A 23,734-nucleotide genomic window follows, 5' to 3' on the forward strand; every position below is an offset into this window, starting at 1 on the left:
TCACTCCTCCGCAAGAGTTGTCGTACTCGACGCCCCACTACGACAACTTCTGCGCAGGGCCGCAACGGAAGCGGGCACGCCTCCGCGAAAGTTGTCGTACTCGGCGCTCCGGTACGACAACTTCTGCGGAGTCGCGAGCACGCCCGTCGCCCTTCCGCCTGTTGACGTCAACATGTACAGTCGGAGGCACCGGGCGTGTTCACGTGAACAGCTCCCCTTTCAGAGTTGAAAGAGAGACGCATCGATGTCGATGTCCACTGCCAGACGCACTCGCCGGAAGGCGGGCCGGATCGCCGCGCTCGCCACGAGCGCCGCCCTCGCCGCCGGAGCGCTGCTCGCGCTCCCCGCGGCGGCCGCCCCCGCGCAGGCCGCCGACGCCTTCCGCATCACCCCCAACCCCGCCGCGGCGGGCGAGTCCTTCGAGGGCTGGGGCACCAGCCTGGTCTGGTTCGCCAACGCCACCGGGAACTACCCCGAGGCCCTCCGCGAGGAGCTGTATCAGAAGGTCTTCGGCGACGACGGCCTCGACCTCAACATCGCCCGCTACAACATCGGCGGCGGCAACGCCTCCGACGTGAAGGACTACCTCCGCCCCGGCGGCGCCGTCGAGGGCTGGTGGAAGCAGAACCCGGCCGGCGACGCCGCGACCTACGGCGGCACGAGCACGAACTACGCCGACCGCGACGCGCTCCTGGCGAAGTGGAACGCCGGCGACGCCTCCTCCTACGACTGGACGAGCGACGAGACGCAGCGCTGGTGGGTCGAGAAGCTCGCCGAGGAGAAGCAGATCTCGCACTGGGAGGCGTTCGCCAACTCCGCCCCCTACTTCATGACCGAGAGCGGCTACGTCTCCGGCGGCTTCAACGCCACCAGCGAGCAGCTGAAGCCCGCCGCAGAGGCGAAGTTCGCGCAATACCTCGCGACCGTCACCACGCACATGGAGGACGAGTACGGCATCGAGTTCGACACCCTCGACCCCTTCAACGAGCCGAACACCAACTACTGGGGCACGCAGCTCACCAACGGCGTGCCGACCGGCGGACGGCAGGAGGGCATGCACATGGGCCCGACCCGCCAGGCCGACCTGATCCCCGACGTGGCCGCCGCTCTCGCCGCGTCCTCCAGCGACGCCGGCATCGCCGCGATGGACGAGACCAACCCCAGCATCTTCAAGACGAACTGGGCCGCCTACTCCGCCGCCGTCCGCGCCGAAGTCGACCGGATGAACGTGCACACCTACGGCACCTCCGACCGCCTCGCCGTCCGCGACCTCGCCAAGCAGGCCGACAAGGACCTCTGGATGAGCGAGATCGAGGGCAACTGGGTCGCGGGCTACGACCCGGTCAACATCGAGAACGGCCTCGGCATCGCCGGCCGCATCAACGACGACCTCCGCGAGCTCGAGCCGAAGGCCTGGGTGCTCTGGCAGCCGGTCGAGGACCTCTACAACATGAGCCCGAAGGGCGAGAACCTCAACTGGGGCTCGATCTTCATCGACCTCGACTGCAAGCCGTACCAGGAGGCAGGGACCGAGGTCTGGAAGTCGGCGCGCCGCGTCGCGGACGCCGGCGGCGACTCCACGAAGGCCCCGGTCTGCGGCGTCGAGACGAACTCGAAGTTCAACACGATCCGCAACTTCACCAAGTTCGTCCACGAGGGCGACCACCTGATGCCCACGAACGACCCCTCCTCCACCGCCGCCGTCCGCGGCGACGGCTCGGGCGCGACCGTGGTGCACACCAACACCGGCGCGACGGCGAAGACCGTCGTGCTCGACCTCTCCCGCTTCGGCAGCATCGCCGCCGGCGCCACGGTCACCCCGTACGTCACGACGCAGGCCGCCTCGGCCGCCGCGCCCACCGGCAACGCGCTCGTCGCGAAGCCCGCGGTCGCCATCGACCGGGAGTCGCGCACCGCGACCGTGACGGTGCCCGCCAAGTCGGTCACCTCCTTCTCCATCGACGGCGTCTCCGGCGTCGCCGACTCCGCCCCCGCGCTGCGCGACGGCCACCGCTACCAGCTGGTCGGCACGCAGAGCGGCAAGGCGCTGACCGGCAACCCCACCGGCGCCGCGACCACGATCACCACCCTCGCCACCGACTCCACCGCCGCCGCGAAGCAGAGCTGGACCGTCCGCGAGGTCGCCCCCGGCGAGCGCGAGGCCACCCGCCGCGTCGTGCTGCAGAGCAGCGACGGCCGCGTGCTCGGCGCCACGAGCGCCGGCACCGACCTGCGCACCCTCTCGGTCGACGCCGCGAAGGCCGACGCCGCGACCCGCTGGATCGTCAGCACCACCGACGGCACCGCCTACACGCTGGTCAACGAGTCGATCGGGCTCTCGCTCGACGTCAACGGCCAGTCCAGCACCGAGAACACCACGGTCGGCGTCTACGGCTCGAACGGCGGAGCGAACCAGTCCTGGACGCTGCGCGACCTCGCCCCGTCCGCCGCGCAGACGGTCGCCGTCCGCACCACCGTCGGCGTCGCGCCGACCCTGCCCGCCTCGATCGCCCCGCAGTACGCCTGGGGCGCCGGCGCACCGATCGCCGTCACCTGGCAGCGCCCGGCCGACTCGGCCTACGCCGCCGCCGGCCGCGTCGAGGTGACCGGCACCGCGACCGACCTCTTCGGCCAGTCGATCCCCGTCACCGCGCTCGTCGACGTCGGCGGCCTCACCGCCACCGACCCGGCGTCGCTCACCGTCGCCGCCGGAGCCTCCGTCGCCGCGGTGCAGGCCGCGGCCCCCACCAGCGTGCCGGCCCGCGTCGGCGCCTCGACCAGCACCTTCGCGGTGCCGGTCACCTGGGACTGGACGCCGCTGACCACCGCCTCGCTCGCGGCGCCCGGATCGGTGACGATCTCCGGCACCGCGACGGCCGACGGCCAGACCCTCCCCGCCACGCTGACGGTGCTGGTCACCGCGGGCACACTCCGCAACTTCAACCCCGATGCGGGCATCGTCGCGACCGCGACCTCGTCCGAGTCGGGCTACGGACCGGAGCGCACCCGCAACGGCGTCGACGGCGACAAGGGCTGGTCCAACTGGACGAGCGGCACCAAGGCCGCGCAGAGCAGCCTGACCTACGCCTTCCCCGCCACCCGCCAGGTGCAGCAGGTGTCGGTGCAGTTCCAGCGCGACGGCGGCACCAGCTGGGCGCAGAGCTACCAGCTGCAGTACCAGGGCGCCTCGAGCACGACCTGGACCGCGGTCCCCGGCTACGAGTCCGCGGTCGCCCTGGCCGCGCCCGCCGACGGCACCGCGCCGACGCTGACCGCGACCTTCGCACCGGTGACGGCCAAGGCCTTCCGCGTCGTGATGAACGCCTACGCCAACACGCACCTCATCGTGTCGGAGACGAAGCTGTACGAGTCGGTGGCGTCGCCCGCCGCGGTCGCCACCCTCGGCGCCCTGCGCGTGAACGGAGTCGGCGTCGCCGGCTTCGAGCCGGCCCGCGGCTCCTACGCCGTGACCGTCGACGGCACGACGATGCCGGTGCTCACCGCGGTGGCCACCGACTCGGCGGCCCGCGTGCGCGTGACGCAGCCGACCACCGCGAACGGCGGAGTGGGCACGATCGCGGTCACCTCGGCCGACGGCACCGTCTCGCAGACGACGACCGTGACCGTGACGCTGAAGGCGCCCGCCGCCCTCGCCGTCGCGGTGACGGCCACGACCCGCTGCATCGCCGGCAAGGTCACCCTGACGGTCACGGCGCAGAACAACGCGACCGTCCCCGTCTCGATGACCGTCGCCTCCGCCTACGGCTCGAAGGAGTTCACCGGCATCCTCCCCGGCAAGAACGCCTCCGCCGCCTTCTCGACGCGCGCCGCCTCGGTGCCCGCCGGCCAGGCCACCGTCACCGCGACCGCCACCGTCGACGGCGCCCCCGTCACCACGGTGGTCCCGGCCGCGTACTCCGCGCGCAGCTGCTGACCCTCATGCTGGCCACGTAGCCGCGCACTGCATGCTGGTCGAGTAGCCGCGCAGCGGCGTATCGAGACCCACCCACCGAACACGTGGATCTCGATACGCCCGCTCCGCGGCCTACTCGATCAGCATGGAGCGGCGGACGGACCCAGCGGCTCATGCATGCTGGTCGAGTAGCCGCGCAGCGGCGTATCGAGACCCACCGTCCTCAGCACGGCGGGTCTGCAGACTCAGGTGCGGAGGGTGGTGGATCTCGATACGCCCGCTCCGCGCGCTACTCGATCAGCATGACCGCGCGAGCGGACCCGGAATGGGCCTTGCACCTCCAGCAGGGCCCCGCACGCGTCCACTCGTCCAGCCCAGCTCCCGCGAACGGACCCGCATCGGGCCCCGCAGCTCCGCCAGACCCCGTCCCACGTCCACTCGACGGCGCCCCATGCTGGTCGAGTAGCCGCGCAGCGGCGTATCGAGACCCACCCACCGAACACGTGGATCTCGATACGCCCGCTTCGCGGCCTACTCGATCAGCATGATTCCGCCCGCGGATCCGGGCGCGATCCATGCCAGAGGACCAGTACCCCTCCCATGCTGGTCGAGCAGTCGCGCAGCGGCGTATCGAGACCCACCACGGCCAGGACGCCGGCGCGTCAGTCCGTCGCCGCGTCGTAGACCGCGAGCAGGCGGTCGAGGAAGGCCTGCACCGTCGCGCGCTCGGCCTCCTCGAGGTCGGCGACGACCGCCTCGACGCCCGCGATCAGCGGGGCGACCCGCTCCTGCGCACGCCGCGCCGACTCCTCCGAGGCCGTCACGATCAGCTTCCGCCCGTCCGTGGGGTGCCGCTCGCGGCGGACGTGGCCGGCCGCCTCGAGGCGGTTCAGCACGAGGGTCATCGCCGCCGTCGAGACGCCGAGGCGCCCGGCCAGCTCGGTCGGCGTCAGCGGACCCGCGGACATCAGGTGCGTCATCGCGTCGAGCCCGACGGCGTCGATAGCGAGCGCGCGGGTGAGCGACTGCTCGAAGAGCCGCTGCCGCTCCGTCACCTGGCGCACGCGGGTCCGGATGCCGAGATCGGGCATGCTGTCACTCATGCCTCCACGATAACGGTGTAGATTGCCAATCTCATTGATTATCAACGAAGGCGGCAAACGTGACCCGTGTCCTGATCTCCGGCGCCAGCATCGCCGGCCCCGCTCTCGCGTTCTGGCTGCACCGCTACGGCGTCGAGGCGACGATCGTCGAGCGCGCGCCCGCACTGCGGCTCGGCGGGCAGAACGTCGACGTCCGGGGCGCCGGCCGCGAGGTCGCCCGCCGGATGGGCCTCGAGGACGACATCCGCGCCGCGACGACCGGCGAGGTCGGCACCCGCTTCGTCGGCCGGGGCGGGCGCACCCTCGCCGAGTTCCCGGCCGGCACCTCCGACAGCGGCGGCGCGACCGCCGAGCTGGAGATCCTCCGGGGCGACCTCGCGCGGCTCCTCGTCGACCGCACCGTCGAGCACACCGAGTACCGCTACGGCGACCGCATCACCGGACTGAGCGACAGTGGCACCGGCGTCATCGTCTCCTTCGAGAACGCCCCCGACGAGCGCTTCGACCTCGTCGTCGCCGCCGACGGCATCGGCTCGAGCACCCGCCGCCTCGTCTTCGGCACCGAGCCGGAGATCCGCTCGCTCGGCCTCGAGACCTCCTACGCCACCATCCCGCGCACCGCAACGGACGACGACTGGTGGCGCTGGTACAGCGCGGCCGGCGGACGCAGCATCACCCTCCGCCCGGACCCGCACGGCACCCTCCGCGTCGCGCTCTCGCAGGTGATCGACCGCCGCCTCGACCGCGCGAGCACCGAGCGCCGCTCGCTCGACGAGCAGCGCGCGCACCTCCGCACGGTCTTCGGCGACGCCGGCTGGGAGGCGCAGCGCGTCCTCCGCGGACTCGACGAGGCCGACGACCTCTACTACGAGCAGATCGGCCAGGTGCACGCCCCGCGCTGGTCGAGCGGACGGGTCGCGCTGGTCGGCGACGCCGCCTACTGCGCCTCGCCGGTCAGCGGGATGGGGACGAGCCTGTCGCTCGCGGGCGCGTACGTGCTCGCCGGCGAGCTCGCCGCGCACGTGGATCTGCGCGACGGCTTCGCGGGGTACGAGCGGATCATGCGGCCCTACGTGACGCAGGCGCAGGCGCTGCCGCCGGGGGTGCCGCGGGTCGCGAACCCGGTGTCGCGGCTCGGAGTGGCGGCGTTCGGGCTCGCGGTGAAGGTCGCGGCGACACCGGTGATCGGGCGGACGATGGGGCGGTTCTTCACGCCGCCCGCCGACGCGATCGCGCTGCCGGAGTACTCGCACCTGGAGCGCTGAGGAGGCGGGATCTCGATACGCCCCTGCGGGGCTACTCGATCACCAGAGGGAGGCCGGCCCACGGGCCACGCGATCAACAGGCAAGGCCCGCGGGCCACCTCCATGCTGGTCGAGTAGCCGCGGAGCGGCGTATCGAGACCCGACCCGTCAGTGCGCCTCGGCCGGCTCGCCGCGCTTCAGGACGCGGCGGACGCCCGTGACGGCGGCGACGACGATCAGGCCGAGCACGAGGCCGAAGATCATCGAGACGAAGGTGTCGGCGATCCAGACGACGACCGGGCCGCCGCCCTCGACCGCGTGGGTGACGGCGTGCACGACGTCGTACGGCCCGTGCCAGAACGTCTCGGCCAGGTTCGCCGTGACGAGGTGCCCGCCGACCCAGAGCATCGCGAGCGTGCCGATGATGCTGATGGTGCGGAAGACGGCCGGCATCGAGGCGACGATGCGCACGCCGAAGCGCCGGACGCCGCGCGCCGCGTTCTTCATCAGCCGCAGCCCGACGTCGTCGATCTTCACTAGCAGGGCGACCGCGCCGTAGACGAGCAGCGTCATGCCGAGGCCGACCACGGCGAGCGCCCCGAGCGTCCCGCCGACGCCGAGGTCGGTGTCGAGCCCGTCGAGCGCGATCAGCATGATCTCGGTGCTCAGGATGAGGTCGGTCCGCACGGCGCCGAAGACGAGCTTCTTCTCGTCGCGCGCCTCCGTCTCGCCCGCCGCGTGGTGCACGCCGAACCACTCGAGCACCTTCTCCGCGCCCTCGAAGCAGAGGAAGGCGCCGCCGACGATCAGCAGGTAGGGCAGCACCCAGGGCGCGAACGAGGAGAGCAGCAGCGCGATCGGGATGATGATCACGAACTTGTTGACGAGGCTCCCGAGCGCGATCCTCCCGACCACGGGCAGCTCGCGCGCCGGGGTCAGCCCCTGGACGTACTGCGGAGTGACGGCCGCGTCGTCGATGACGACACCGGCCGTCTTCGCGCTCGCCTTCAGGGCGGCGGTGAGGATGTCATCGACGACGGCGAGCAGGCCGACCGACATGGGTGCTCCTTAGCGAGGACGGGTGAGAAGCCTCACAGTATCGCCCGCAGCCGACACCTCCGAGCGGCCCGGGCGGCCCGGGCGCCTCAGCGCGGCGCAGGCCCCGTGCTCTCCCGCACGACGAGCTCCGTCGGCGTCAGCGTCACGCCCGAGCGCTCGCCCGACTCCAGCTCGCGCAGCAGGATGTCGACCGAGCGCCGCCCGGTGTCGCCGAACGACTGGTGCACGGTGGTCAGCGGCGGCCAGAAGCTCGCCGACTCCTCCATGTCGTCGAAGCCGACGACGCTGACCTCGCCCGGCACCGCCCGGCCCGCATCGTGCAGGGCCCGCAGCACGCCGAGCGCCATCTGGTCGTTCGCGGCGAAGACCGCCGTCACGGCCGGGTCCGCGGCCAACTCCCGGCCGATCCGGTACCCCGACGCGCTCGACCAGTCGCCGACGAGCGCCTCGGGCACGGGGGCGCCCTGCGCGCGCAGCGTCGACTCCCACGCCTCACGGCGCCGCTCGGCCGAGTAGGAGCGCTCCGGCCCGGCGATGTGGTGGACGGTGCGGTGGCCGAGCCCGAGCAGGTGCTCGACGGCCTGGCGCGCGCCCGAGACCTGGTCGGTGTCGACGACCGGGTAGCGGTCGCCGCCGGCCGAGTCGACGACCACGACGGGCAGATCCGGCGGCAGCACGATGTCGGCCTCGTCGAGCAGGTGCGCCTCCATGACGATGATGACGCCGTCGACCGCCTCCTCGCTCAGGCGGTGGAAGGCGACCGACACCTCGCCCTGGGTCGGGTGCGGCACGGGGATGAGGGTGATCGAGTACCCGGCGTCGGCCGCGGCGACCGCGATGGCGTCCAGGGTGCGCATGTTGCCGAAGGAGGACAGCGTGAACATGATCACGCCGATGCTGTGGAAGCGGCCGGTGCGCAGGGCCCGCGCCGCGCTGTTGGGCCGGTAGCCGAGGGCGCGCATCGCCTCGAGCACGCGCTCGCGCGTCTCGGTGTCGACGTTCTGCTTGCCGTTGGACACCCGCGAGACGGTCTGCCCGGACACGTTCGCGCGTCGCGCGACGTCGGCCATCGACACGCTCCGTCGGCGTGGGACGGCGGTCGCCGCGTTCGTCTCGATGGCCATGCCGTCCCTCCACGAGTCCCGCGCCGGTGGCGGAACAACGTTTCCCCATCGAAACCTAACGGATCGTGCGCGTGTTGACGTCGCCATGCTACGGTGGCGTCCTGCCATGTTGACGTGAACATGTCGGAACCGACCCCGAACGGAATCCCGCCGATGACGACGACGTCTCCCCCTGTCCCGCTGCGCGAGGTCACCCCGCCCGCCGCACCCCTCGCCGTCCCGCGCAGTCGCGCGAAGAGCGAGTGGAAGGGCCTGGCCTTCGTGGCCCCCTTCCTCGTGGTGTTCCTGCTCGTCTTCATCGCGCCGGTCATCTACTCGATCTACCTCAGCCTGTTCCGCGAGCAGCTCATCGGCGGCAACGCCTTCGTGGGCTTCGAGAACTACCTGGCGATCTTCCGCGACCCGAACTTCTGGGAGGGCTTCGGCCGCGTCCTGCTGTTCCTGGTCGTCCAGGTCCCGGTGATGCTGGTCCTCGCGCTCGTCGCGGCCCTCGCGATCGACAGCGGCCGGCTGCACGGCACCGGCTTCTTCCGCATCGTCGTCTTCCTCCCCTACGCGGTCCCCGCGGTCGTCGCGGTCCTGATGTGGGGCTTCATCTACGGCGACAACTTCGGCCTCACCGCCAACGTCAACGACCTGCTCGGCTCCGACCTGATCGCGCCGTTCTCGCGCGACTGGATCCTGGTCTCGATCGGCAACATCGTCACGTGGGAGTTCGTCGGCTACAACATGCTGATCTTCTACTCCGCGCTGAAGACCATCCCCGGCGAGCTCTACGAGGCCGCCGAGATCGACGGCGCCGGCCCGCTGCGCGTCATCCGCTCGATCAAGCTGCCCGCCCTGCGCGGCGCGATCGTCATCGCCTCGATCTTCTCGATCATCGGCAGCTTCCAGCTGTTCAACGAGCCGAACATCCTCCGGACGCTCGCGCCGAACATCATCACCACCTACTTCACGCCGAACATGTACGCCTACAACCTGTCCTTCGCGGGTCAGCAGTACAACGCGTCGGCCACGGTCGCCATCGTCATGGGCGTGATCACCGCGGTGATCGCCTACGTCGTGCAGCTCCGCGGCGCGCGCAAGGAGAACTGATGGCCATCGCAACCGCACCCCGTCCCACGAAGACCGCTCCGGCCAAGCGCCCCGCCCGCCGCGGCTCCTCGGTCGCCCCGAAGAAGTCGATCGCCTTCACGCTGCTGATGTCGGCGTTCATCCTCTACAGCCTCGTTCCGCTCGCCTGGCTCGTGATCAACGCGACCAAGACGCAGGCCGGCCTGTTCTCGAGCTTCGGCCTCTGGTTCGACGGCGACTTCGTCCTCTTCCAGAACATCGCCGAGACGCTCACCTACCGCGACGGCATCTTCCTCCGCTGGCTCGGCAACACGCTGCTCTACGTGGTGGTCGGCGCGGGCGGAGCGACCCTGCTCGCCACGCTCGCCGGCTACGGCCTCGCGAAGTTCCGCTTCGCCGGGCGCAAGGCGGTCTTCGCGGTCGTCCTCGGTGCGATCGCCGTCCCCGGCACCGCGCTCGCGGTCCCGACCTTCCTGATGTTCAGCCAGCTCGGCCTCACCAACACCCCGTGGGCGATCATCATCCCCTCGCTGATCAGCCCCTTCGGCCTCTACCTGGTCTGGGTCTACGCGGTCGAGTCGGTGCCCACGGAGCTGCTCGAGGCGGCGCGGATGGACGGCGCGGGCGAGTTCCGCACCTTCTTCACCATCTCGATCCGCCTGCTCGCCCCCGGCATCGTCACGGTGCTGCTGTTCTCGGTCGTCGCGACCTGGAACAACTACTTCCTCCCGCTGATCATGCTGAGCGACCCGCAGTGGTACCCGCTCACCGTCGGCCTCAACCAGTGGAACGCGCAGGCCACCGGCGTCAGCGCGCAGCCGATCTACAACCTGGTGATCACCGGCTCGCTGCTGACGATCATCCCGATCGTCGTCGCGTTCCTCGGCCTCCAGCGCTTCTGGCAGTCCGGCCTGAGCGCCGGCAGCGTCAAGGGCTAGGCCCTCCCCACGAACCCGTCCCCCCGGTCGGAGCGTCCTGCCCCGAACCACTCCACCCGCACCACCCCACAGCACGAAGAAGTGAAGGGAATCACCATGAAGATCGCCCACTCCGCCCTCCGGCGGACCCTGACGGTCGTCGCGGCCGCAGCACTCGCCGCGGGCTCGCTCGCCGCCTGCTCGTCCGGCGGCACCACCGGCGGCGGCACGACCGCCTCCGGCACCGCGGCCGACCTCGACGCCGCGCTCGAGACCGGCGGCAAGATCACCTACTGGAGCTGGACCCCCAGCGCCGAGGCCCAGGTCGCCGCGTTCGAGAAGGCCTACCCGAAGGTCGACGTCGAGCTGGTCAACGCCGGCACGAACAAGGACGAGTACACCAAGCTCGAGAACGCGATCAAGGCCGGCTCGGGCGCCCCCGACGTCGTCCAGATCGAGTACTACGCCATGCCGCAGTTCGCACTGTCGGACTCGCTGCTCGACCTCTCCCAGTACGGCATGGGCGACCTCGAGGACAAGTTCTCGGCGTCCACCTGGGGCAGCGTCAACATCGACGGCAAGCTCGTCGGCCTCCCGCAGGACTCGGGCCCCATGGCGATGTTCTACAACAAGAAGGTCTTCGACCAGTACGGCATCGCCGTGCCGACCACCTGGGACGAGTACATCGCCGCGGCGAAGTCGCTCCAGGCGGCCGACCCGTCGAAGTTCATCACCGCCGACACCGGCGACGCCGGCTTCGCGACCAGCATGATCTGGCAGGCGGGCGGCGAGCCCTTCACGACCGACGGCACGAACGTCACCGTGAACCTCAAGGACGAGGGCACCGAGAAGTGGACCGGCGTCTGGAACCAGCTCGTCGAGGGCGGCCTCCTCTCCGACATCCCCGCGTGGGGCGACGAGTGGTACAAGGGCCTCGGCGACGGCTCGATCGCCTCGCTGATCACCGGCGCCTGGATGCCCGGCGTGCTCGAGTCCAGCGTCCCCGACGCCTCCGGTGACTGGGCCGTCGCGCCCATCCCGACCTACGACGGCACCGCCGTCAGCGCCGAGAACGGCGGCGGCGGCCAGTCCGTCACCAAGCAGAGCGAGAACCCGGCGCTGGCCGCCGCATTCCTGCGCTGGCTGAACAGCGACGAGGCCTCGGTCGACGTCTTCCTCGAGAGCGGCGGATTCCCGTCGACCTCGGCCGACCTCAGCAGCCCGGACTTCACCGGCGCCGAGTCCGAGTACTTCGGCGGCCAGAAGATCAACGAGGTGCTGACCCAGGCCTCGACGGACGTCCGTCCCGGCTGGTCGTACCTGCCCTTCCAGGTCTACGCGAACAGCGTCTTCGGCGACACCGTCGGCCAGGCGTACGCCAACAAGTCGAGCCTCGACGACGGCATCGCCGCCTGGCAGAGCAAGCTCGTCGAGTACGGCAACGCTCAGGGCTTCACCGTCTCCGAGTAGCACTGTTCTCAAGTAGCACTGGCGGCGTTCGAGGCCGGTCGGATCGCTCCGGCCGGCCTCGACCCGTCTCACGATCCTGAGGGGGATCCCGCATGACCACCGCTCCCGACTCCGCCGCGCCGGCCGCCGCGCCGACCGGCGCGCACCAGAGCCGCTTCGCCATCGGCGCAACCGACTTCGAGCTCGACGGCAGGCCGCACCGCATCCTGTCGGGAGCGCTGCACTACTTCCGGATCCACCCGGACCTCTGGGCCGACCGGATCCGCAAGGCCCGCCTGATGGGCCTGAACACCATCGAGACCTACGTCGCCTGGAACGCGCACGAGCCGCAGCGCGGCGCCTGGCGCGAGGACGCCGGACTCGACCTCGGCCGCTTCCTCGACCTGGTCGCCGCCGAGGGCCTGCACGCGATCGTGCGCCCCGGCCCCTACATCTGCGCGGAGTGGGACAACGGCGGCCTGCCCGCCTGGCTCCTCCGCGACCCCGAGGTGGGCGTGCGCCGCTCCGAGCCGCACTACCTCGCGGCGGTGAGCGACTACCTCCGCCGGATCTCCGCGATCGTGGCGCCGCGCCAGATCGACCGCGGCGGGCCCGTCGTGCTCGTGCAGATCGAGAACGAGTACGGCGCGTACGGCTCCGACAAGGAGTACCTCGCCGAGCTGGTCCGGGTCACCCGCGACAGCGGCATCACGGTGCCGCTCACCACGATCGACCAGCCGACCCCGCAGATGCTCGCCGACGGCAGCCTGCCCGGCCTGCACCTGACCGGCTCGTTCGGCTCGCGGACGGCCGAGCGCCTCGCGACGCTGCGCGAGTTCCAGCCGACCGGCCCGCTGATGTGCATGGAGTTCTGGTGCGGCTGGTTCGACGACTGGGGCACCCAGCACCACACCACGGACGCGGCGGCGTCGGCGAGCGAGCTCGACGCGCTGCTCGCGGTCGGCGGCTCGGTCAACATCTACATGTTCCACGGCGGCACCAACTTCGGCCTGACCAGCGGCGCGAACGACAAGGGCCGCTACGCCGCGATCACCACGAGCTACGACTACGACGCCCCGCTGAACGAGAGCGGCGACCCGACGGCCAAGTACTGGGCGTTCCGCGAGGTCATCGCGCGCTACGCGCCGGTGCCGGAGGAGGTGCCCGCGGTCTCCCCGCCGGCGCCGGTGCTCACCGCGCCGCTCGTGCCGGGCCCCGCGCTGCTCGGACTCGACGCGGTCTTCGGGCCGGCGACGCGCCTGGAGTCGATGGCGAGCTTCGACGACCTCGGGCTGGCCGGCGGGTTCGCGCTGTTCACGACGACGCTGGCGGCGGGCGACGCTCCCGCCCGGCTCGTCGTCGGCGAGGAGGTGCGCGACCGCGCCTGGGTCCTGCTCGACGGCGTTCCGGTCGGCGTGCTCGCGCGCGACGACCACGAGCGGGCGATCACCCTGCCCCGTGGCACCGGCGAGCTGGCGGTCCTGGTCGAGGACCAGGGCCGGGTGAACTACGGCGAGCGGATCGGCGAGCACAAGGGGCTGATCGGCGGCGTGCGGCTGGACGGCGCGGAGCTGGGCGGCTGGGTCGCCCGGCCGCTCGCGCTGGAGTGCCTGCCCGAGTGCGGCCGGGTGCCCGGAAGCGGGTCGTTCGCGGCCGGACCGGGGCTCGCCTCCGGCGCCTTCGAGCTCGACGCGCAGGCCGACCTGCACCTCGACACGCTGCACTGGGGCAAGGGCCTGGTCTGGGTGAACGGCTTCCTGCTCGGCCGCTACTGGCGGCGCGGGCCGCAGCGCACGCTGATCGTGCCGTCGCCGGTCACCCGGGTCGGGCGCAACGAGGTGGTCGTGCTGGAGTTCGAGTCGATCGCGGAGCCGGAGATCCGGCTGCTCGCGCACGCGGACCTGGGGCACACGGAGATCTAGCGGGCGGGGCGGTGTCCGAGGCCTCTGCTAGCCTCGGGCCGCCTCCGCCCCGACGCACGGCGGAGCAGAGGGGGAACCACCATGACGCACACCACCGCCGCCCGAGCCGGAGTCGCCCGAGCCGGACTCGCCCTCACGGGCGCTCTGCTGCTCGCGCTGACCGGCTGCACCGCTTCCGCCGAGCCCGAGCCGACCGCTGAGCCGCTGCCGCAGCACACCGACGCCGAGCTCGCGACGATCTTCGACGACATCCAGTTCGTGCCCGCGGAGTTCACCAGCACCGAGGAGATGCTCGGCTCGGTCTACCCGGGGCTCACCGCGACGGACGCCACCTGCCTCGCGCCGTTCGGCGTCGGCTGGGACGCGGACGACACGCTCACCGACGCCGGCCTCGCCTACGGGACGAGCGCCGACCGCTCGATGACCTCGGTCGTCGCGAGCACCGGCGACGCGGACACCGCCTCCGCCCTCGTCGCCTCCGCCGAGGACGCGCTCGAGCGCTGCGCCGACGGCTCCGAGCTGTTCGCCCTGCAGGGCACCCCCGTGCAGACCACCGTCGAGCAGACCGAGCCCACCATCACCGGCACCGACGAGGCCGTCGGCTGGACCGTCACCGGCGACGTCGGCGGCGCCCCCTTCACCCTCGTCGGCATCACCACCCGCGTCGGCGGCGACGTCGTCGCCCTCGTCGGCTGGGACCCGTCGACGAACACCTCCTACGTCCCCCAGGCGACCCAGCTCTTCGTCGACGCCCTCTAGCAGCGCGGCTCAGTGGCGAGGGAGAGCGCTCGGGCGCTGCAGAACATCAGCTGAGAAGGGGTGGCCTCCGCTGTCAGGCGAGGGACCCTGCTCTCAGCTGATGTTGTGCGGACCCCCTTCCGGTCGAGCAGCGCGCAGCGCGTATCGAGCCGCGAAGCCGCTTCTCGTCTCGGTGGTGAGGGAAAGGACGCGGCGGCGCCGCGCCATGGTGGTCGAGTAGCCCCGCAGGGGCGTATCGAGACCCGCCACCACCAGCAGGGCGGGTCTGCAGACTCGCGTTCCGACGGTGGTGGATCTCGATACGCCCGCTCCGCGGGCTACTCGATCAGCATGCTTCTCCCCGTACGGACTGGGTGATCTTTCCTAGGAGACCCGCGTGGTCGGTGTCAGCTCAGCCAGGAGAGCCGGCCCCCGTGCGGCGCCGCGAAGGCGAGCGGCACCCCGTCCGCCGCGAGCAGGAACGGCGTGCGCTCGGGCGCTGTCAGCGAGGCGGTCCGCTCCCGGAGCGACGGCAGCAGCGCCTCCGCCTCGAGCGTCACCAGGCTCGCGCCCGACTCGGCGACCGTCGCCAGCACCCGCTCCCGCGCGGCCCACGGCAGGTACACCAGCGTCCCGAGCGACACCACGACCGTCCGCAGCCCGCGCGGCGCCGCGGCGAGCACCTCCGGCAGCGCCTCCGCCGCGTCGCCCGCGACGATCGCGGGCGGGTCCTCCCGCAGCGTCGCCACGGCGGCCCGGAGCCGCTCGGTGCGCTCCGGCCGGTCCGGCGGCAGCAGCGCCTCCAGCCAGGCGCGGTCCTCGGCGGAGCCGACGTCGAGCGGACGCAGGTCCAGCCCGCGCCGCCACGCCACGACGGGGAGCCGCGAGGGCGCCGCTCCCCCGGTCACCGCGCACTCGATCACCGGCTCGCCCCGCCCCAGCTCGCCCCGCCCCAGCCGAGTCGTCCCCTCCGCCCCCGTGAACACGTACGAGTACCGCTCCGGCGCCAGGCACAGCCCGGCCGAGGCGCCGATCTCGATCAGCGCGACCGGCTCTCCCGGCTCCGTGATCCGCTCCAGCGCCCCGACTAGCGGGGCGCAGCGCAGCGCCTCGTTCGTCTGGGTGAGGCGCTCCGCTGCCACCGGCGCGACCCGCGGCCACTCCCGCCGCAGCCACTCCGCGAAGCCCGGGCCGTCCACCGCGGGCACCCCGAGCAGCCGCGCCACCGAGAACAGCAGCGACGGCTGCCGGTGGGCGGGCGGCAGCTCGTCGATCAGCGCCAGCAGCGCCCCGTCGCCGGCGACGGCGAGCGCCCACTCGACCTGCAGCTCGGAGGTCTGCGCCAGCTCGACGGCGGCGCGGCGGTAGCGGTCGGCGGTCGGCTCCATGCCTCCATCCTCCGCGATGCCCCGCGAACGGGATCCCCTCAGCACGCCCCCGCGCCGCTACGGTGAGCGGACATCCACCCCTCCGAGAGGACCCCGCCGTGCTCGACGCCGTCATCACCCTCGCCCAGACGTCCCTGCTCAGCCAGAACGACGTCCCCACCGGCCTCAACGCCGCGACCTCGGTCGGCAGCTTCTTCGGCGGCCTGATCGGCTACGTCATCGCCGTCGTCGCACTCTGGCCCGTCTTCACCAAGGCGGGCCGCCCGGGCTGGGGTGCGCTCATCCCGATCTACAACACCTACCTGCTGACCAAGATCGCCGGCTACCACGGAGCGACGGTGCTGCTCTTCCTCATCCCGTTCGTCAACGTGATCTGGGCGATCTTCATCGCCCTCGGCGTCGGCCGGGCGTTCGGCAAGGGCGCGCTGTTCAGCATCGTGCTGCTCTGGCTGCTGGCGATCATCGGCTACCTGGTCGTGGGCTACGGCTCCTCGCGCTACATCGGCGACGGCGGGAACCCCGCCCGCCGCCCGCGCTGACCTCAGCGCTCCAGGTGCGGCGGGTGGTCGCCGTGCCGGTGCACGATCCGCCAGCCCTGCCCGTCGATGCGGCGGTAGACGTGGGTGACCCGGATGATCAGCGGAGCCGTCTCGCGCCCGTCGATCCGCGTCGCGCCGATCTCGCGGCCGACCGTGTAGGCCAGGTCGCCGGCGACATGGATCAGGTCGTAGTGCGGCGTCAGCCCGCCGCCGGCGAAGCGGCCCGCGACCCAGCCGAGCGTCTCGTCGATCGCCGCGCGGCCCCGCTCGATCGTGCCGAACGCGCCGTAGAGCGTCGAGTCCGCGGTGTCGGCCCAGCAGCGGCGGTACGGCTCCGCATCGCCCGCGGCCATCGCGGCGAGCGCCTCGCCGACGGCCACGAGGGCGAGCACGAAGTCGGGCGGCAGCTCGGTGACGGCGGCGGCACCGAGGGCGGAGGAGGCGGCGGCGTCCATGCGCGGGACTCTACTCCCGAGGTCACCCGCACCGCCGGCGGGTCGGCACTGCCGATCCCGATCGCTGTCGGTGGTCGCCGGTAGAACGGACGCATGTCCGGCACCCGTCAGCGCACCCTCCTCGACGTCCGGCGCATCTACGCCGAGCCGGCCGCGCTCGAGCTGCCCCGCGGGCAGGAGATCGTCGAGCGCTGGCCCGCGGCCGAGATCGTGCCGGTCGACTCGCACTGGAACATCCCGGAGGTGCACGGCGACGAGGCGAACGTCGCGCGCTGGGTGCGGATCAAGACGGAGGCGCTCGTCGTGGGCGTCAAGAAGTCGCTGGTCACCCGCCCCAACGGCCGCTCCGCCGACTTCATCGCCCCCTCCTCCGCCAACGGCTGCGCGATGGCCTGCGTCTACTGCTACGTGCCGCGGCGGAAGGGCTACAGCAACCCGATCACGGTCTTCGCGAACATCCGGCAGATCCAGCGCCACCTCGCCCGCCACATCGCGAAGCAGGGCGTGAAGGCCGAGGCGAACCAGTGCGACCCCGAGGCCTGGGTCTACGACATCGGCGAGAACAGCGACTGCTCGGTGGACGCGCTGCTGAGCGACAACGTCCGCGACCTCTGCGACCTGTTCCGGATGTCGCCGACCGCCAAGGCCTCGTTCGCCACCAAGTACGTCAACCGCGAGCTGCTCGAGTGGGACCCGCTCGGCCGCACCCGCCTCCGCTTCTCGCTGATGCCCGCCGAGACGGCGAAGGTCACCGACGTGCGCACGTCGCCGATGGCCGAGCGGATCGCCGCGATCAACGACTTCGTCGACGCCGGCTACGAGGTGCACGTCAACTTCTCGCCGGTGATCCTCACCGAGACCTGGCAGCGCGACTGGACCGAGCTCTTCGAGCAGCTCGACGCGGCCCTGCACCCGCGGGCCAAGGCCCAGCTCGCCGCCGAGGTGATCCTGCTCACCCACAACGCGGGCCTTCACGAGGTCAACCTCGGCTGGCACCCCAAGGCCGAGGACCTGCTCTGGGCGCCCCGGATGCAGGAGTCGAAGGTCTCCGAGAACGGCGCCGTGAACATCCGCTACCGCCGCGACCTCAAGCGCGCGGCCCTCGACCGCTTCCTCGCCCTGCTCGCCGAGCGCCTGCCCTACTGCCGCGTCCGCTACGCGTTCTGATCGAGGGTCCGGAGGAAGAGCGACGCCCCCGCGGCCGCATCGGCGCGCAGCCGCTCCTCCAGCTCCTCGTCGCCCGCCTCCCGCATCTGGGCGGCGAAGTGCCCGGCCCACCGGCCCTGCGGATCGAGCAGCATCGACACCGCTCCGCGGGCGACGGCGGCAGGTGGCCGTCGATGGCTCACCACCGGAACACCTGCGATCGCCCGTGCCGCTTCCCGAGCCCCGCCGGGGTTGTAGAGCAGTACGAACATCAGGTCGTAGGCGTCCTTCGGTGCGGCACGCGCCGCCAGGGCCGCGCATTTCGCAGTGAGGTACCCGCCGAGAACCGCGTCCCACTGCCACCCCGCCGCTTCCCTCCTGGCCTGGAAGCCGGACGTCGCAGCACCCGATCCAGCCAGCCGAAGTCGAGCTCCTCGCGGTCGTAGACGAAGCCGAGCTCGAAGAGGAGATCGACATCGGTGGTCCCCAGGTGAGCGGCGGGCGCCGAGGGGGCGAGGAAGTCCGGGTTCAGGCCGCCGATGACGACGAAGTCCTGCGCGTGCGCTCCGGCGAGCAGCGCGAAACGGACCAGCGCGTCCTCCGCTCGGGCGCGCGCCGCTCTCGTCCTCGCCTCAGAAGCCGATGACCCTCTCCCTCAAGAACTCCGCCGCCTCGGCGCTCCGGCCCCCCGCCCGCAGGAGATCGGCGTAGACGCGAACCGGCGACGCGACCGTCACACCCTGCACGGACGAGGCCGAGGCCAGGATCTGAGGGGGCGAGGCAAGGAGGTGGATCCGACCGCCGGTCTCGACCTCGACCGCGCCCCCTTCGCCATTCAGATCCTGGCAGGCCCGGTCGAAGTCCTCTGCCGTGACGCGGATCAACAGGTCGGGGACCCTGGTGAGGAAGGGTGCGAGCCGATCCGCCGCAGCGCTGCCGGAGGCGCACCACCCGGTGGTCACGGTGCGCTCGACCAGGTCGAGGGACTCCGCCACGTCTCGCCAGGGGACGTGGAACTGGCGCGACTCGTCCGCTCCCGCCGCTCGAGCCGAGTGCCCGGCCCAGTCGCTCAGCAGCCTGCCGGGGTCGCGGAACTCCCGGCCGGCCGTCCTCCCGCGCTCCGGACCCACCTTCGCGGTATAGCCCTCCGCGTCGAGAGCGGCGAGCGCCTTGGAGGTCTGCTGATAGGAGAAGCCCGTGGCGGAGACCAGCTCGGCAGCCCGCGCCGCGGAACCACCCGGCCCTCCCCCACCGCGGACGAGAGCGGCGAGCGCGGCCTCCGCTGTAGCGAGCCTCGCGGCGCTCCACGCCCCGACGCGCGGGGGCCTGCGGCGCTCGGGCGGCAGCCGCACGATCAGGAGATCGGGATCGATCCGGATCACGGCGCTCCCCGACTCGTCAGCCCACGATGCGCCCTGCTCATGCAGGAGTGCGCGTGCGCCGGGCGACATCCCGCGGGCGAGGAAGACGGGCACGTCGTTGCGCCCTCCCGGCAGGTCGCGCTCGCGCGCCCGGCGCACGTCGGCCGGCAGTCCCTCGCCGATCCACACCGGAACCAGCGACCATCGCGCCGGCCGACCGACGACGACCCTGCCCGCGTCCACCCGCGGTGACGCCTCCTCGGGCAGGGCGCTGCGCAGGAGCTCCAGCAGCGACTTCTCTCGTCTCACCACGGTTTTCATCCTACTTGGAGAAAATCCTTCTTTCTCGAAAATAATCGAGTCCAGGCTTCGGGGGAGAGAAGTGCGGTCTGAGTGCGTCGGGGCGCCCGGCATCGCATTCCTGGGAGTCCGCCCGCCGTGCCGCGGCGCCGCTTCGCAAAGCGGATAGCGGCCCCCGTTCCAGGGCCGCTCCCCGTACCTTCGGAGAACGGTCGTTCCTGCGACCACTCGCTCGACTCCCCCCTCCGCCCGGCACCCGGCAGAGGGAGTCGCCGCCAGGGCCCCTCGCGCCCGGCGGTGGGTCGGCCTCCTCCGACTCGCACGACGTCCCGGCGCTCCGCCGGTTCCCCCACGTCCCGTCGCGGCCGACACCGCGACTCCCACACAGAACGGCGGCTCCGCACATGGGCGCTCTCCTCTACGGCACTCCGGCCACCTCCCACGAGATCGACGACCGCGCGCTCGCGCACCTGCAGATCGTGATGATCAACAAGTTCCGCCGCAACGAGGCCTTCGCCTTCCAGCTGGACGCCTCGAGCGCGCACGGCACCGGCCGCCAGACGCTCTGGCTGCACCCGACCATCCCGCTGCAGTTCTCCTTCCACGGCAGCCGCGTCCCCGCCATCAACGCCGCCTGGGTGCGCGCGCTGATGGAGGAGGCCAACAGCGGCCGCGGGCTGCGCATCGTCCCCGAGCCGGCGCAGCAGCCGGACTCCGCCGTCGCCACCGCCGCGGCCTGATCCCGTCACGCAGCCGGGGGGCGGGGAGACGATGATGCACGGCACCGAGCACTGGGCCCCCGACTTCCTCCGGCTCGCCGGGCCGGCGCACCGCGACGCGGACTTCGCCTGCTCGACGACACTCGACGGCGTCACCGGCTCGCTCTGCGTCACCGAGGGACTGCTGGTCCTGGGCGGCACGCAGCCGACCGTCCGGCTGCGGGCGCTCGACATCCGCTCCTGGTGGGACACCTCGACGGGCGGCACGTTCTCGCTCGCCGTCGAATCCGGCGCCCAGCACTCGGTGGTGCTGCTCTCGCAGTTCCGCGGCGCGACGGTGGTCGCCATGACGCAGGCCTTCGGGCCGCGGAAGCGCCGCGCCGCCGCCTAGGTCGTCTCCCCAGGCTGTATCCGCCCAGCGAACTTCCGCGCCGCTGCTCTCGACCTCGATGCGCACGCATGCGACGCTGGGGGTGATGGACGACTCGAACGGCGAGGTCATCCGCTCCGACATCGGCGGGCGGGACTTCGAGCAGGCACGCGCACTGCTCGAGTCGGTGTACAACGGGCACCGCTTCTCGGTGGAGCCGGGCGAGGACTTCTCCTACCGCTACACCTCGGTCGGCGACAGCGACGTCACGCTCCGCGGCAGCCAGTTCGCGGGCTCGATCGAGGGGCGCATCCAGACCGACGGCGAGTACGTCGTCTCCTGGCTCACCGCCGGCGAGGGCGTCACCGACCTCGACCACGCGCCGATGCGCCAGATCTACGGCCGCCCCGCGATCTTCGTCACCGGCCGGCCGAACGCCTTCGAGTTCCACGACTACCGGCAGAACCTCATCCACTTCGACGGCGGCTACCTCGAGGGCGTCGCCCAGGAGGTGGAGGGCACGGCGGGCGGACCGCTGCTGTTCGACACCACCGCGCGCCCCGAGGGCGAGGCGCTGCGCCGCTGGTCGGCGACCGTCGCCGCGGTCGCCCGGGTGATCTACGACGTCGACAGCTCCGCGCTCCTGCGCCAGGAGGCCGACCGCGCCGTCGCCGCGGCGCTGCTCGAGACGTTCCCGCACGAGTCGCTCGCGGCGCCGACCGACCTCGCCGTGCCGCGCAGCGGGCGCCTGCGCACCGCGATCGAGTTCATGTACGCGCACGCGCACGAGCCGATCCGCACCGAGACGATCGCCGAGGCCTGCGGCGTGGGCCTGCGCACTCTGCAGTCGGAGTTCCGCCGCGAGTTCGGCTTCACCGCCGTCGACTACCTGCGCCGCATCCGGCTCGACGCCGTGCGCAAGGAGCTGCGCGCCAAGGCCTCGGGCGAGGTCAGCGTGACCGAGGTGGCTCACCGCTGGGGCTTCGCGCACCTCGGCCGCTTCTCGGCGTCGTACGCGCACCGCTTCGGCGAGCGGCCGAGCACGACGCTCGAGAAGTGACCGGCGCCCGAGTGACGGGCGCCTAGAAGAAGTCCCCGCCGCTGTCGTGGTCCTCGCTCGCGCGGGCCTCCGTGGTGGGCCGGGCCGGCAGCAGCCGCCGCGTCTTGTCGCGCATGGACTCGACCGCCTCGTCGTCGTCGAGGTCGATCCCGCGGTCGAGTGCCGGGCTGGTGAAGAGCTGGCTGGCGGGCCCGAGCAGCAGGCGGGTCTCGCCGCGCAGCCCCTCGTCGGAGAGCCCCGGGACGACGACGAGGTCGGACTTCCCGACGTTCGCCAGGGCCTGGGCGTACTCGACGACCGCGGTGCACACCGCGTCCCCCAGCAGCACGAATCCGCTCGCGTAGTACAGCTTCTGCATCGTCTTCCCCTCTCGCGCGCACGACCGCGCCGAGATCCGACGCTAGAACGCGGCGCTGAGAGCTCCCACCCCCTTGACGGAGGGACCGAGAGCTCCCCTCCCCCTACTCCTCCGCGCCGCCGACGGGCGTGCGGTTGAGCGTGTAGGCCTGCTCGCTGCCGGCCACGCCCGCGACGATCACCGTGATCGGCGCCGTGTAGGTGCCGAGCGGCCAGGTCAGCAGCAGGTCGGCGGTCTGCTCCTGGGTGCGGCCGTCGACCGGGACCCAGGCGATGGTCTTGCGGTACGAGCCGTCGGCGAGGTCGCGGTTGGTGCGCAGCAGGAGCGTCTGCGACCCGTCGGAGCCGACGCTCGAGGAGACGACCGAGAAGTTGGGGCCGTCGGCGGCGGTGATGCGCAGCGGAGTCGCGCGCGAGTCGCCGGAGCCGGAGCGGGTCATCCGCGGCGCGACGGTCAGGGTGACGAGCTCGCCGGCGGTGAGCTGCCCGGTGATCGCGATGGCGAGCGGGCGGTTCACGTTGATCTGCTCCTCGCGGAAGCTCTCGGCGGTGAAGGAGGTGTACTCGACCGAGCGGACCGACGGCGCGGGCGGCGGGGTGGTCGAGGCCGCGGCGAGCGGGGCGGCGGCGGCGACCGCGACGATCGGGACGCTCCAGGCGGCGGCGGTCGTGATCGTGCGGCGGTCGAGGGTGCGGGATGCAGTGGTGCGGCGGGAGGGGGCGGTGGTCATGTCGTCTCCAGACGTCGGCGCGGTGCGTCCCCCTTCCGGGGACACGCGCCCACGCTAACCGACACCTGACGGCCAGCCGAGTCCCTGCGAGCCCTCTCAGCCCGGATGCCACCCCTACGGGGGAGGTGGCGCCCGGGAGCCCCGCCGGGAGCGCTACTGCTCCGCCGCGCGCGCCACCGTCTCCAGCCGGGCGACGTTCTCCGGCCACCACTCGGCGGGGACCGGCGGCAGGTTGTCGCCCGGCGTGCGCAGCCCGACCCGGCCGTCGATCAGCTCGCGCACGATGTCGGCGTGCCCCGCGTGCCGGTGGGTCTCGGCGGTGAGGTGCACGAGGATCCGGTGCAGCGTCACGTCGCGATTCGTCCACCACGGCACGACGCCCGGCGCGTCGAGGTCCAGCGCGGCCACCGTCGCGTCGGAGTGCGCCCAGACCCGGCGGTACTGCTCCACCACCTGCTCGCGGGGCTCCTCCGCCGTCGCCCACATGTCGGAGTTCGGCTCGGACTCGTCCTCCATCCAGGGCATCGGCTCGGGGAACGGCCGGCCGAAGACGGCGCCGAGGTAGCCGGCCTCCGTCCCCGAGACGTGCTTCACCAGGCCGAGCAGGTTGGTGCCGGTGGGCACCAGCGGCCGGCGGAGGTCGTACTCGCCCAGGCCGTCGAGCTTCTGCAGGAGGGCGTCGCGGCCCTCCTGCAGATAGCGGAGGAGAGTCTGCTTCTGATGGGCGCTGCTCGGATCGGCGCTGCTCGGATCGATGCTGCTCAT

The 23,734-nt window shown here is 72.1% G+C and carries 22 protein-coding genes; 12 read left to right on the forward strand and 10 right to left on the reverse strand.

Features of this window, described 5'->3' with window-relative positions; all coding sequences use genetic code 11:
- Window positions 1-250 precede the first annotated feature (250 nt).
- Window positions 251-3,934, forward strand: a complete 3,684-nt coding sequence (locus MT351_RS05380) for a discoidin domain-containing protein (RefSeq protein ID WP_243581468.1) — start codon at window positions 251-253, stop codon at window positions 3,932-3,934.
- 641 nt (window positions 3,935-4,575) lie between these two features.
- On the opposite strand, the gene MT351_RS05385 is transcribed toward MT351_RS05380, so the two are convergent.
- The gene (locus tag MT351_RS05385) at window positions 4,576-5,016 is read right to left on the reverse strand and encodes a MarR family winged helix-turn-helix transcriptional regulator (protein WP_132435295.1); all 441 of its coding nucleotides are present in this window, start codon (window positions 5,014-5,016) and stop codon (window positions 4,576-4,578) included.
- Window positions 5,017-5,075: 59 nt separating this feature from the next.
- Between MT351_RS05385 and MT351_RS05390 the strand changes: the two genes are divergently transcribed.
- Window positions 5,076-6,281 carry an FAD-dependent monooxygenase gene (locus MT351_RS05390; protein WP_132435297.1) on the forward strand — a complete coding sequence of 402 codons (1,206 nt, stop codon included), beginning with the start codon at window positions 5,076-5,078 and terminating at the stop codon, window positions 6,279-6,281.
- 147 nt (window positions 6,282-6,428) lie between these two features.
- On the opposite strand, the gene MT351_RS05395 is transcribed toward MT351_RS05390, so the two are convergent.
- A complete protein-coding gene (locus tag MT351_RS05395; RefSeq protein ID WP_132435299.1) occupies window positions 6,429-7,319 on the reverse strand; it encodes a DUF808 domain-containing protein in 891 nt (296 codons plus the stop codon).
- Between the two features lie 86 nt (window positions 7,320-7,405).
- Window positions 7,406-8,443, reverse strand: coding sequence for a LacI family DNA-binding transcriptional regulator (locus MT351_RS05400; protein ID WP_127888132.1), 1,038 nt, complete (start codon window positions 8,441-8,443; stop codon window positions 7,406-7,408).
- A gap of 153 nt (window positions 8,444-8,596) precedes the next feature.
- Between MT351_RS05400 and MT351_RS05405 the strand changes: the two genes are divergently transcribed.
- From MT351_RS05405 to MT351_RS05425, 5 genes are all read left to right on the forward strand, one after another.
- Window positions 8,597-9,538 carry a carbohydrate ABC transporter permease gene (locus tag MT351_RS05405; RefSeq protein WP_123444496.1) on the forward strand — a complete coding sequence of 314 codons (942 nt, stop codon included), beginning with the start codon at window positions 8,597-8,599 and terminating at the stop codon, window positions 9,536-9,538.
- Window positions 9,538-10,455, forward strand: coding sequence for a carbohydrate ABC transporter permease (locus MT351_RS05410; RefSeq protein ID WP_123705797.1), 918 nt, complete (start codon window positions 9,538-9,540; stop codon window positions 10,453-10,455). The genes MT351_RS05405 and MT351_RS05410 overlap by 1 nt, the downstream gene beginning before the upstream one ends.
- 96 nt (window positions 10,456-10,551) lie before the next feature.
- On the forward strand, window positions 10,552-11,904 hold the full coding sequence (locus MT351_RS05415) for a sugar ABC transporter substrate-binding protein (RefSeq protein WP_243581469.1): 1,353 nt from the start codon (window positions 10,552-10,554) through the stop codon (window positions 11,902-11,904).
- A 92-nt stretch (window positions 11,905-11,996) separates the two neighbouring features.
- The gene (locus MT351_RS05420) at window positions 11,997-13,805 is read left to right on the forward strand and encodes a beta-galactosidase family protein (protein WP_132435301.1); all 1,809 of its coding nucleotides are present in this window, start codon (window positions 11,997-11,999) and stop codon (window positions 13,803-13,805) included.
- 81 nt (window positions 13,806-13,886) lie between these two features.
- Entirely contained in the window at window positions 13,887-14,564 is a 678-nt protein-coding gene (locus tag MT351_RS05425) for a hypothetical protein (protein WP_243581470.1), read from the forward strand.
- A 386-nt stretch (window positions 14,565-14,950) separates the two neighbouring features.
- Here MT351_RS05425 and MT351_RS05430 read toward each other — a convergent pair whose 3' ends face one another.
- A complete protein-coding gene (locus MT351_RS05430; protein ID WP_243581471.1) occupies window positions 14,951-15,931 on the reverse strand; it encodes a DUF2332 domain-containing protein in 981 nt (326 codons plus the stop codon).
- A gap of 98 nt (window positions 15,932-16,029) precedes the next feature.
- On the opposite strand from MT351_RS05430, the gene MT351_RS05435 reads away from it, so the two are divergent.
- On the forward strand, window positions 16,030-16,470 hold the full coding sequence (locus MT351_RS05435) for a DUF5684 domain-containing protein (protein ID WP_207901608.1): 441 nt from the start codon (window positions 16,030-16,032) through the stop codon (window positions 16,468-16,470).
- A gap of 2 nt (window positions 16,471-16,472) precedes the next feature.
- Here the strand turns inward: MT351_RS05435 and MT351_RS05440 are convergent, their stop codons facing one another.
- The gene (locus tag MT351_RS05440) at window positions 16,473-16,925 is read right to left on the reverse strand and encodes a DUF4440 domain-containing protein (protein ID WP_243581472.1); all 453 of its coding nucleotides are present in this window, start codon (window positions 16,923-16,925) and stop codon (window positions 16,473-16,475) included.
- A gap of 93 nt (window positions 16,926-17,018) precedes the next feature.
- On the opposite strand from MT351_RS05440, the gene MT351_RS05445 reads away from it, so the two are divergent.
- Complete coding sequence (locus tag MT351_RS05445; RefSeq protein ID WP_243581473.1) at window positions 17,019-18,092, forward strand: spore photoproduct lyase family protein; 1,074 nt, start codon at window positions 17,019-17,021, stop codon at window positions 18,090-18,092.
- Here the strand turns inward: MT351_RS05445 and MT351_RS05450 are convergent.
- Together MT351_RS05450 and MT351_RS05455 are read right to left on the reverse strand one after the other, a co-directional pair.
- A complete protein-coding gene (locus MT351_RS05450) occupies window positions 18,080-18,277 on the reverse strand; it encodes a hypothetical protein (protein ID WP_243581474.1) in 198 nt (65 codons plus the stop codon). The genes MT351_RS05445 and MT351_RS05450 overlap by 13 nt on opposite strands.
- A gap of 426 nt (window positions 18,278-18,703) precedes the next feature.
- Entirely contained in the window at window positions 18,704-19,846 is a 1,143-nt protein-coding gene (locus MT351_RS05455; RefSeq protein ID WP_243581475.1) for a type IV toxin-antitoxin system AbiEi family antitoxin, read from the reverse strand.
- A 290-nt stretch (window positions 19,847-20,136) separates the two neighbouring features.
- On the opposite strand from MT351_RS05455, the gene MT351_RS05460 reads away from it, so the two are divergent.
- From MT351_RS05460 to MT351_RS05470, 3 genes are all read left to right on the forward strand, one after another.
- On the forward strand, window positions 20,137-20,472 hold the full coding sequence (locus MT351_RS05460; protein ID WP_123447516.1) for an ATP-dependent DNA ligase: 336 nt from the start codon (window positions 20,137-20,139) through the stop codon (window positions 20,470-20,472).
- 34 nt (window positions 20,473-20,506) lie between these two features.
- Window positions 20,507-20,842, forward strand: coding sequence for a hypothetical protein (locus MT351_RS05465; protein ID WP_243581476.1), 336 nt, complete (start codon window positions 20,507-20,509; stop codon window positions 20,840-20,842).
- An 85-nt stretch (window positions 20,843-20,927) separates the two neighbouring features.
- Window positions 20,928-21,881 carry an AraC family transcriptional regulator gene (locus MT351_RS05470; protein WP_243581477.1) on the forward strand — a complete coding sequence of 318 codons (954 nt, stop codon included), beginning with the start codon at window positions 20,928-20,930 and terminating at the stop codon, window positions 21,879-21,881.
- Between the two features lie 22 nt (window positions 21,882-21,903).
- On the opposite strand, the gene MT351_RS05475 is transcribed toward MT351_RS05470, so the two are convergent.
- From MT351_RS05475 to MT351_RS05485, 3 genes are all read right to left on the reverse strand, one after another.
- Window positions 21,904-22,239 (reverse strand): hypothetical protein, encoded by a 336-nt coding sequence (locus MT351_RS05475; RefSeq protein WP_123447513.1) that lies wholly within the window; start codon window positions 22,237-22,239, stop codon window positions 21,904-21,906.
- 103 nt (window positions 22,240-22,342) lie between these two features.
- Window positions 22,343-22,969 carry a hypothetical protein gene (locus MT351_RS05480; RefSeq protein ID WP_243581478.1) on the reverse strand — a complete coding sequence of 209 codons (627 nt, stop codon included), beginning with the start codon at window positions 22,967-22,969 and terminating at the stop codon, window positions 22,343-22,345.
- A 153-nt stretch (window positions 22,970-23,122) separates the two neighbouring features.
- Window positions 23,123-23,734 carry a DinB family protein gene (locus MT351_RS05485; protein ID WP_243581479.1) on the reverse strand — a complete coding sequence of 204 codons (612 nt, stop codon included), beginning with the start codon at window positions 23,732-23,734 and terminating at the stop codon, window positions 23,123-23,125.

The sequence above is a fragment of the Rathayibacter sp. VKM Ac-2926 genome (assembly GCF_022815565.1).
GTDB classification, from domain to species: Bacteria; Actinomycetota; Actinomycetes; order Actinomycetales; family Microbacteriaceae; genus Rathayibacter; species Rathayibacter festucae.

Excerpts from the sequence above, each read along its gene's own strand:
- MT351_RS05425 (WP_243581470.1), top strand. The coding sequence starts at position 13,887 with ATGACGCACACCACCGCCGCCCGAGCCGGAGTCGCCCGAGCCGGACTC.
- MT351_RS05410 (WP_123705797.1), top strand. The coding sequence starts at position 9,538 with ATGGCCATCGCAACCGCACCCCGTCCCACGAAGACCGCTCCGGCCAAG.
- MT351_RS05470 (WP_243581477.1), top strand. The coding sequence starts at position 20,928 with ATGGACGACTCGAACGGCGAGGTCATCCGCTCCGACATCGGCGGGCGG.
- MT351_RS05465 (WP_243581476.1), top strand. The coding sequence starts at position 20,507 with ATGCACGGCACCGAGCACTGGGCCCCCGACTTCCTCCGGCTCGCCGGG.
- MT351_RS05420 (WP_132435301.1), top strand. The coding sequence starts at position 11,997 with ATGACCACCGCTCCCGACTCCGCCGCGCCGGCCGCCGCGCCGACCGGC.
- MT351_RS05485 (WP_243581479.1), bottom strand. The coding sequence starts at position 23,734 with ATGAGCAGCATCGATCCGAGCAGCGCCGATCCGAGCAGCGCCCATCAG.
- MT351_RS05430 (WP_243581471.1), bottom strand. The coding sequence starts at position 15,931 with ATGGAGCCGACCGCCGACCGCTACCGCCGCGCCGCCGTCGAGCTGGCG.
- MT351_RS05380 (WP_243581468.1), top strand. The coding sequence starts at position 251 with ATGTCCACTGCCAGACGCACTCGCCGGAAGGCGGGCCGGATCGCCGCG.
- MT351_RS05385 (WP_132435295.1), bottom strand. The coding sequence starts at position 5,016 with ATGAGTGACAGCATGCCCGATCTCGGCATCCGGACCCGCGTGCGCCAG.
- MT351_RS05405 (WP_123444496.1), top strand. The coding sequence starts at position 8,597 with ATGACGACGACGTCTCCCCCTGTCCCGCTGCGCGAGGTCACCCCGCCC.
- MT351_RS05445 (WP_243581473.1), top strand. The coding sequence starts at position 17,019 with ATGTCCGGCACCCGTCAGCGCACCCTCCTCGACGTCCGGCGCATCTAC.
- MT351_RS05415 (WP_243581469.1), top strand. The coding sequence starts at position 10,552 with ATGAAGATCGCCCACTCCGCCCTCCGGCGGACCCTGACGGTCGTCGCG.
- MT351_RS05475 (WP_123447513.1), bottom strand. The coding sequence starts at position 22,239 with ATGCAGAAGCTGTACTACGCGAGCGGATTCGTGCTGCTGGGGGACGCG.
- MT351_RS05395 (WP_132435299.1), bottom strand. The coding sequence starts at position 7,319 with ATGTCGGTCGGCCTGCTCGCCGTCGTCGATGACATCCTCACCGCCGCC.
- MT351_RS05480 (WP_243581478.1), bottom strand. The coding sequence starts at position 22,969 with ATGACCACCGCCCCCTCCCGCCGCACCACTGCATCCCGCACCCTCGAC.
- MT351_RS05440 (WP_243581472.1), bottom strand. The coding sequence starts at position 16,925 with ATGGACGCCGCCGCCTCCTCCGCCCTCGGTGCCGCCGCCGTCACCGAG.
- MT351_RS05400 (WP_127888132.1), bottom strand. The coding sequence starts at position 8,443 with ATGGCCATCGAGACGAACGCGGCGACCGCCGTCCCACGCCGACGGAGC.
- MT351_RS05460 (WP_123447516.1), top strand. The coding sequence starts at position 20,137 with ATGGGCGCTCTCCTCTACGGCACTCCGGCCACCTCCCACGAGATCGAC.
- MT351_RS05455 (WP_243581475.1), bottom strand. The coding sequence starts at position 19,846 with ATGCCGGGCGCCCCGACGCACTCAGACCGCACTTCTCTCCCCCGAAGC.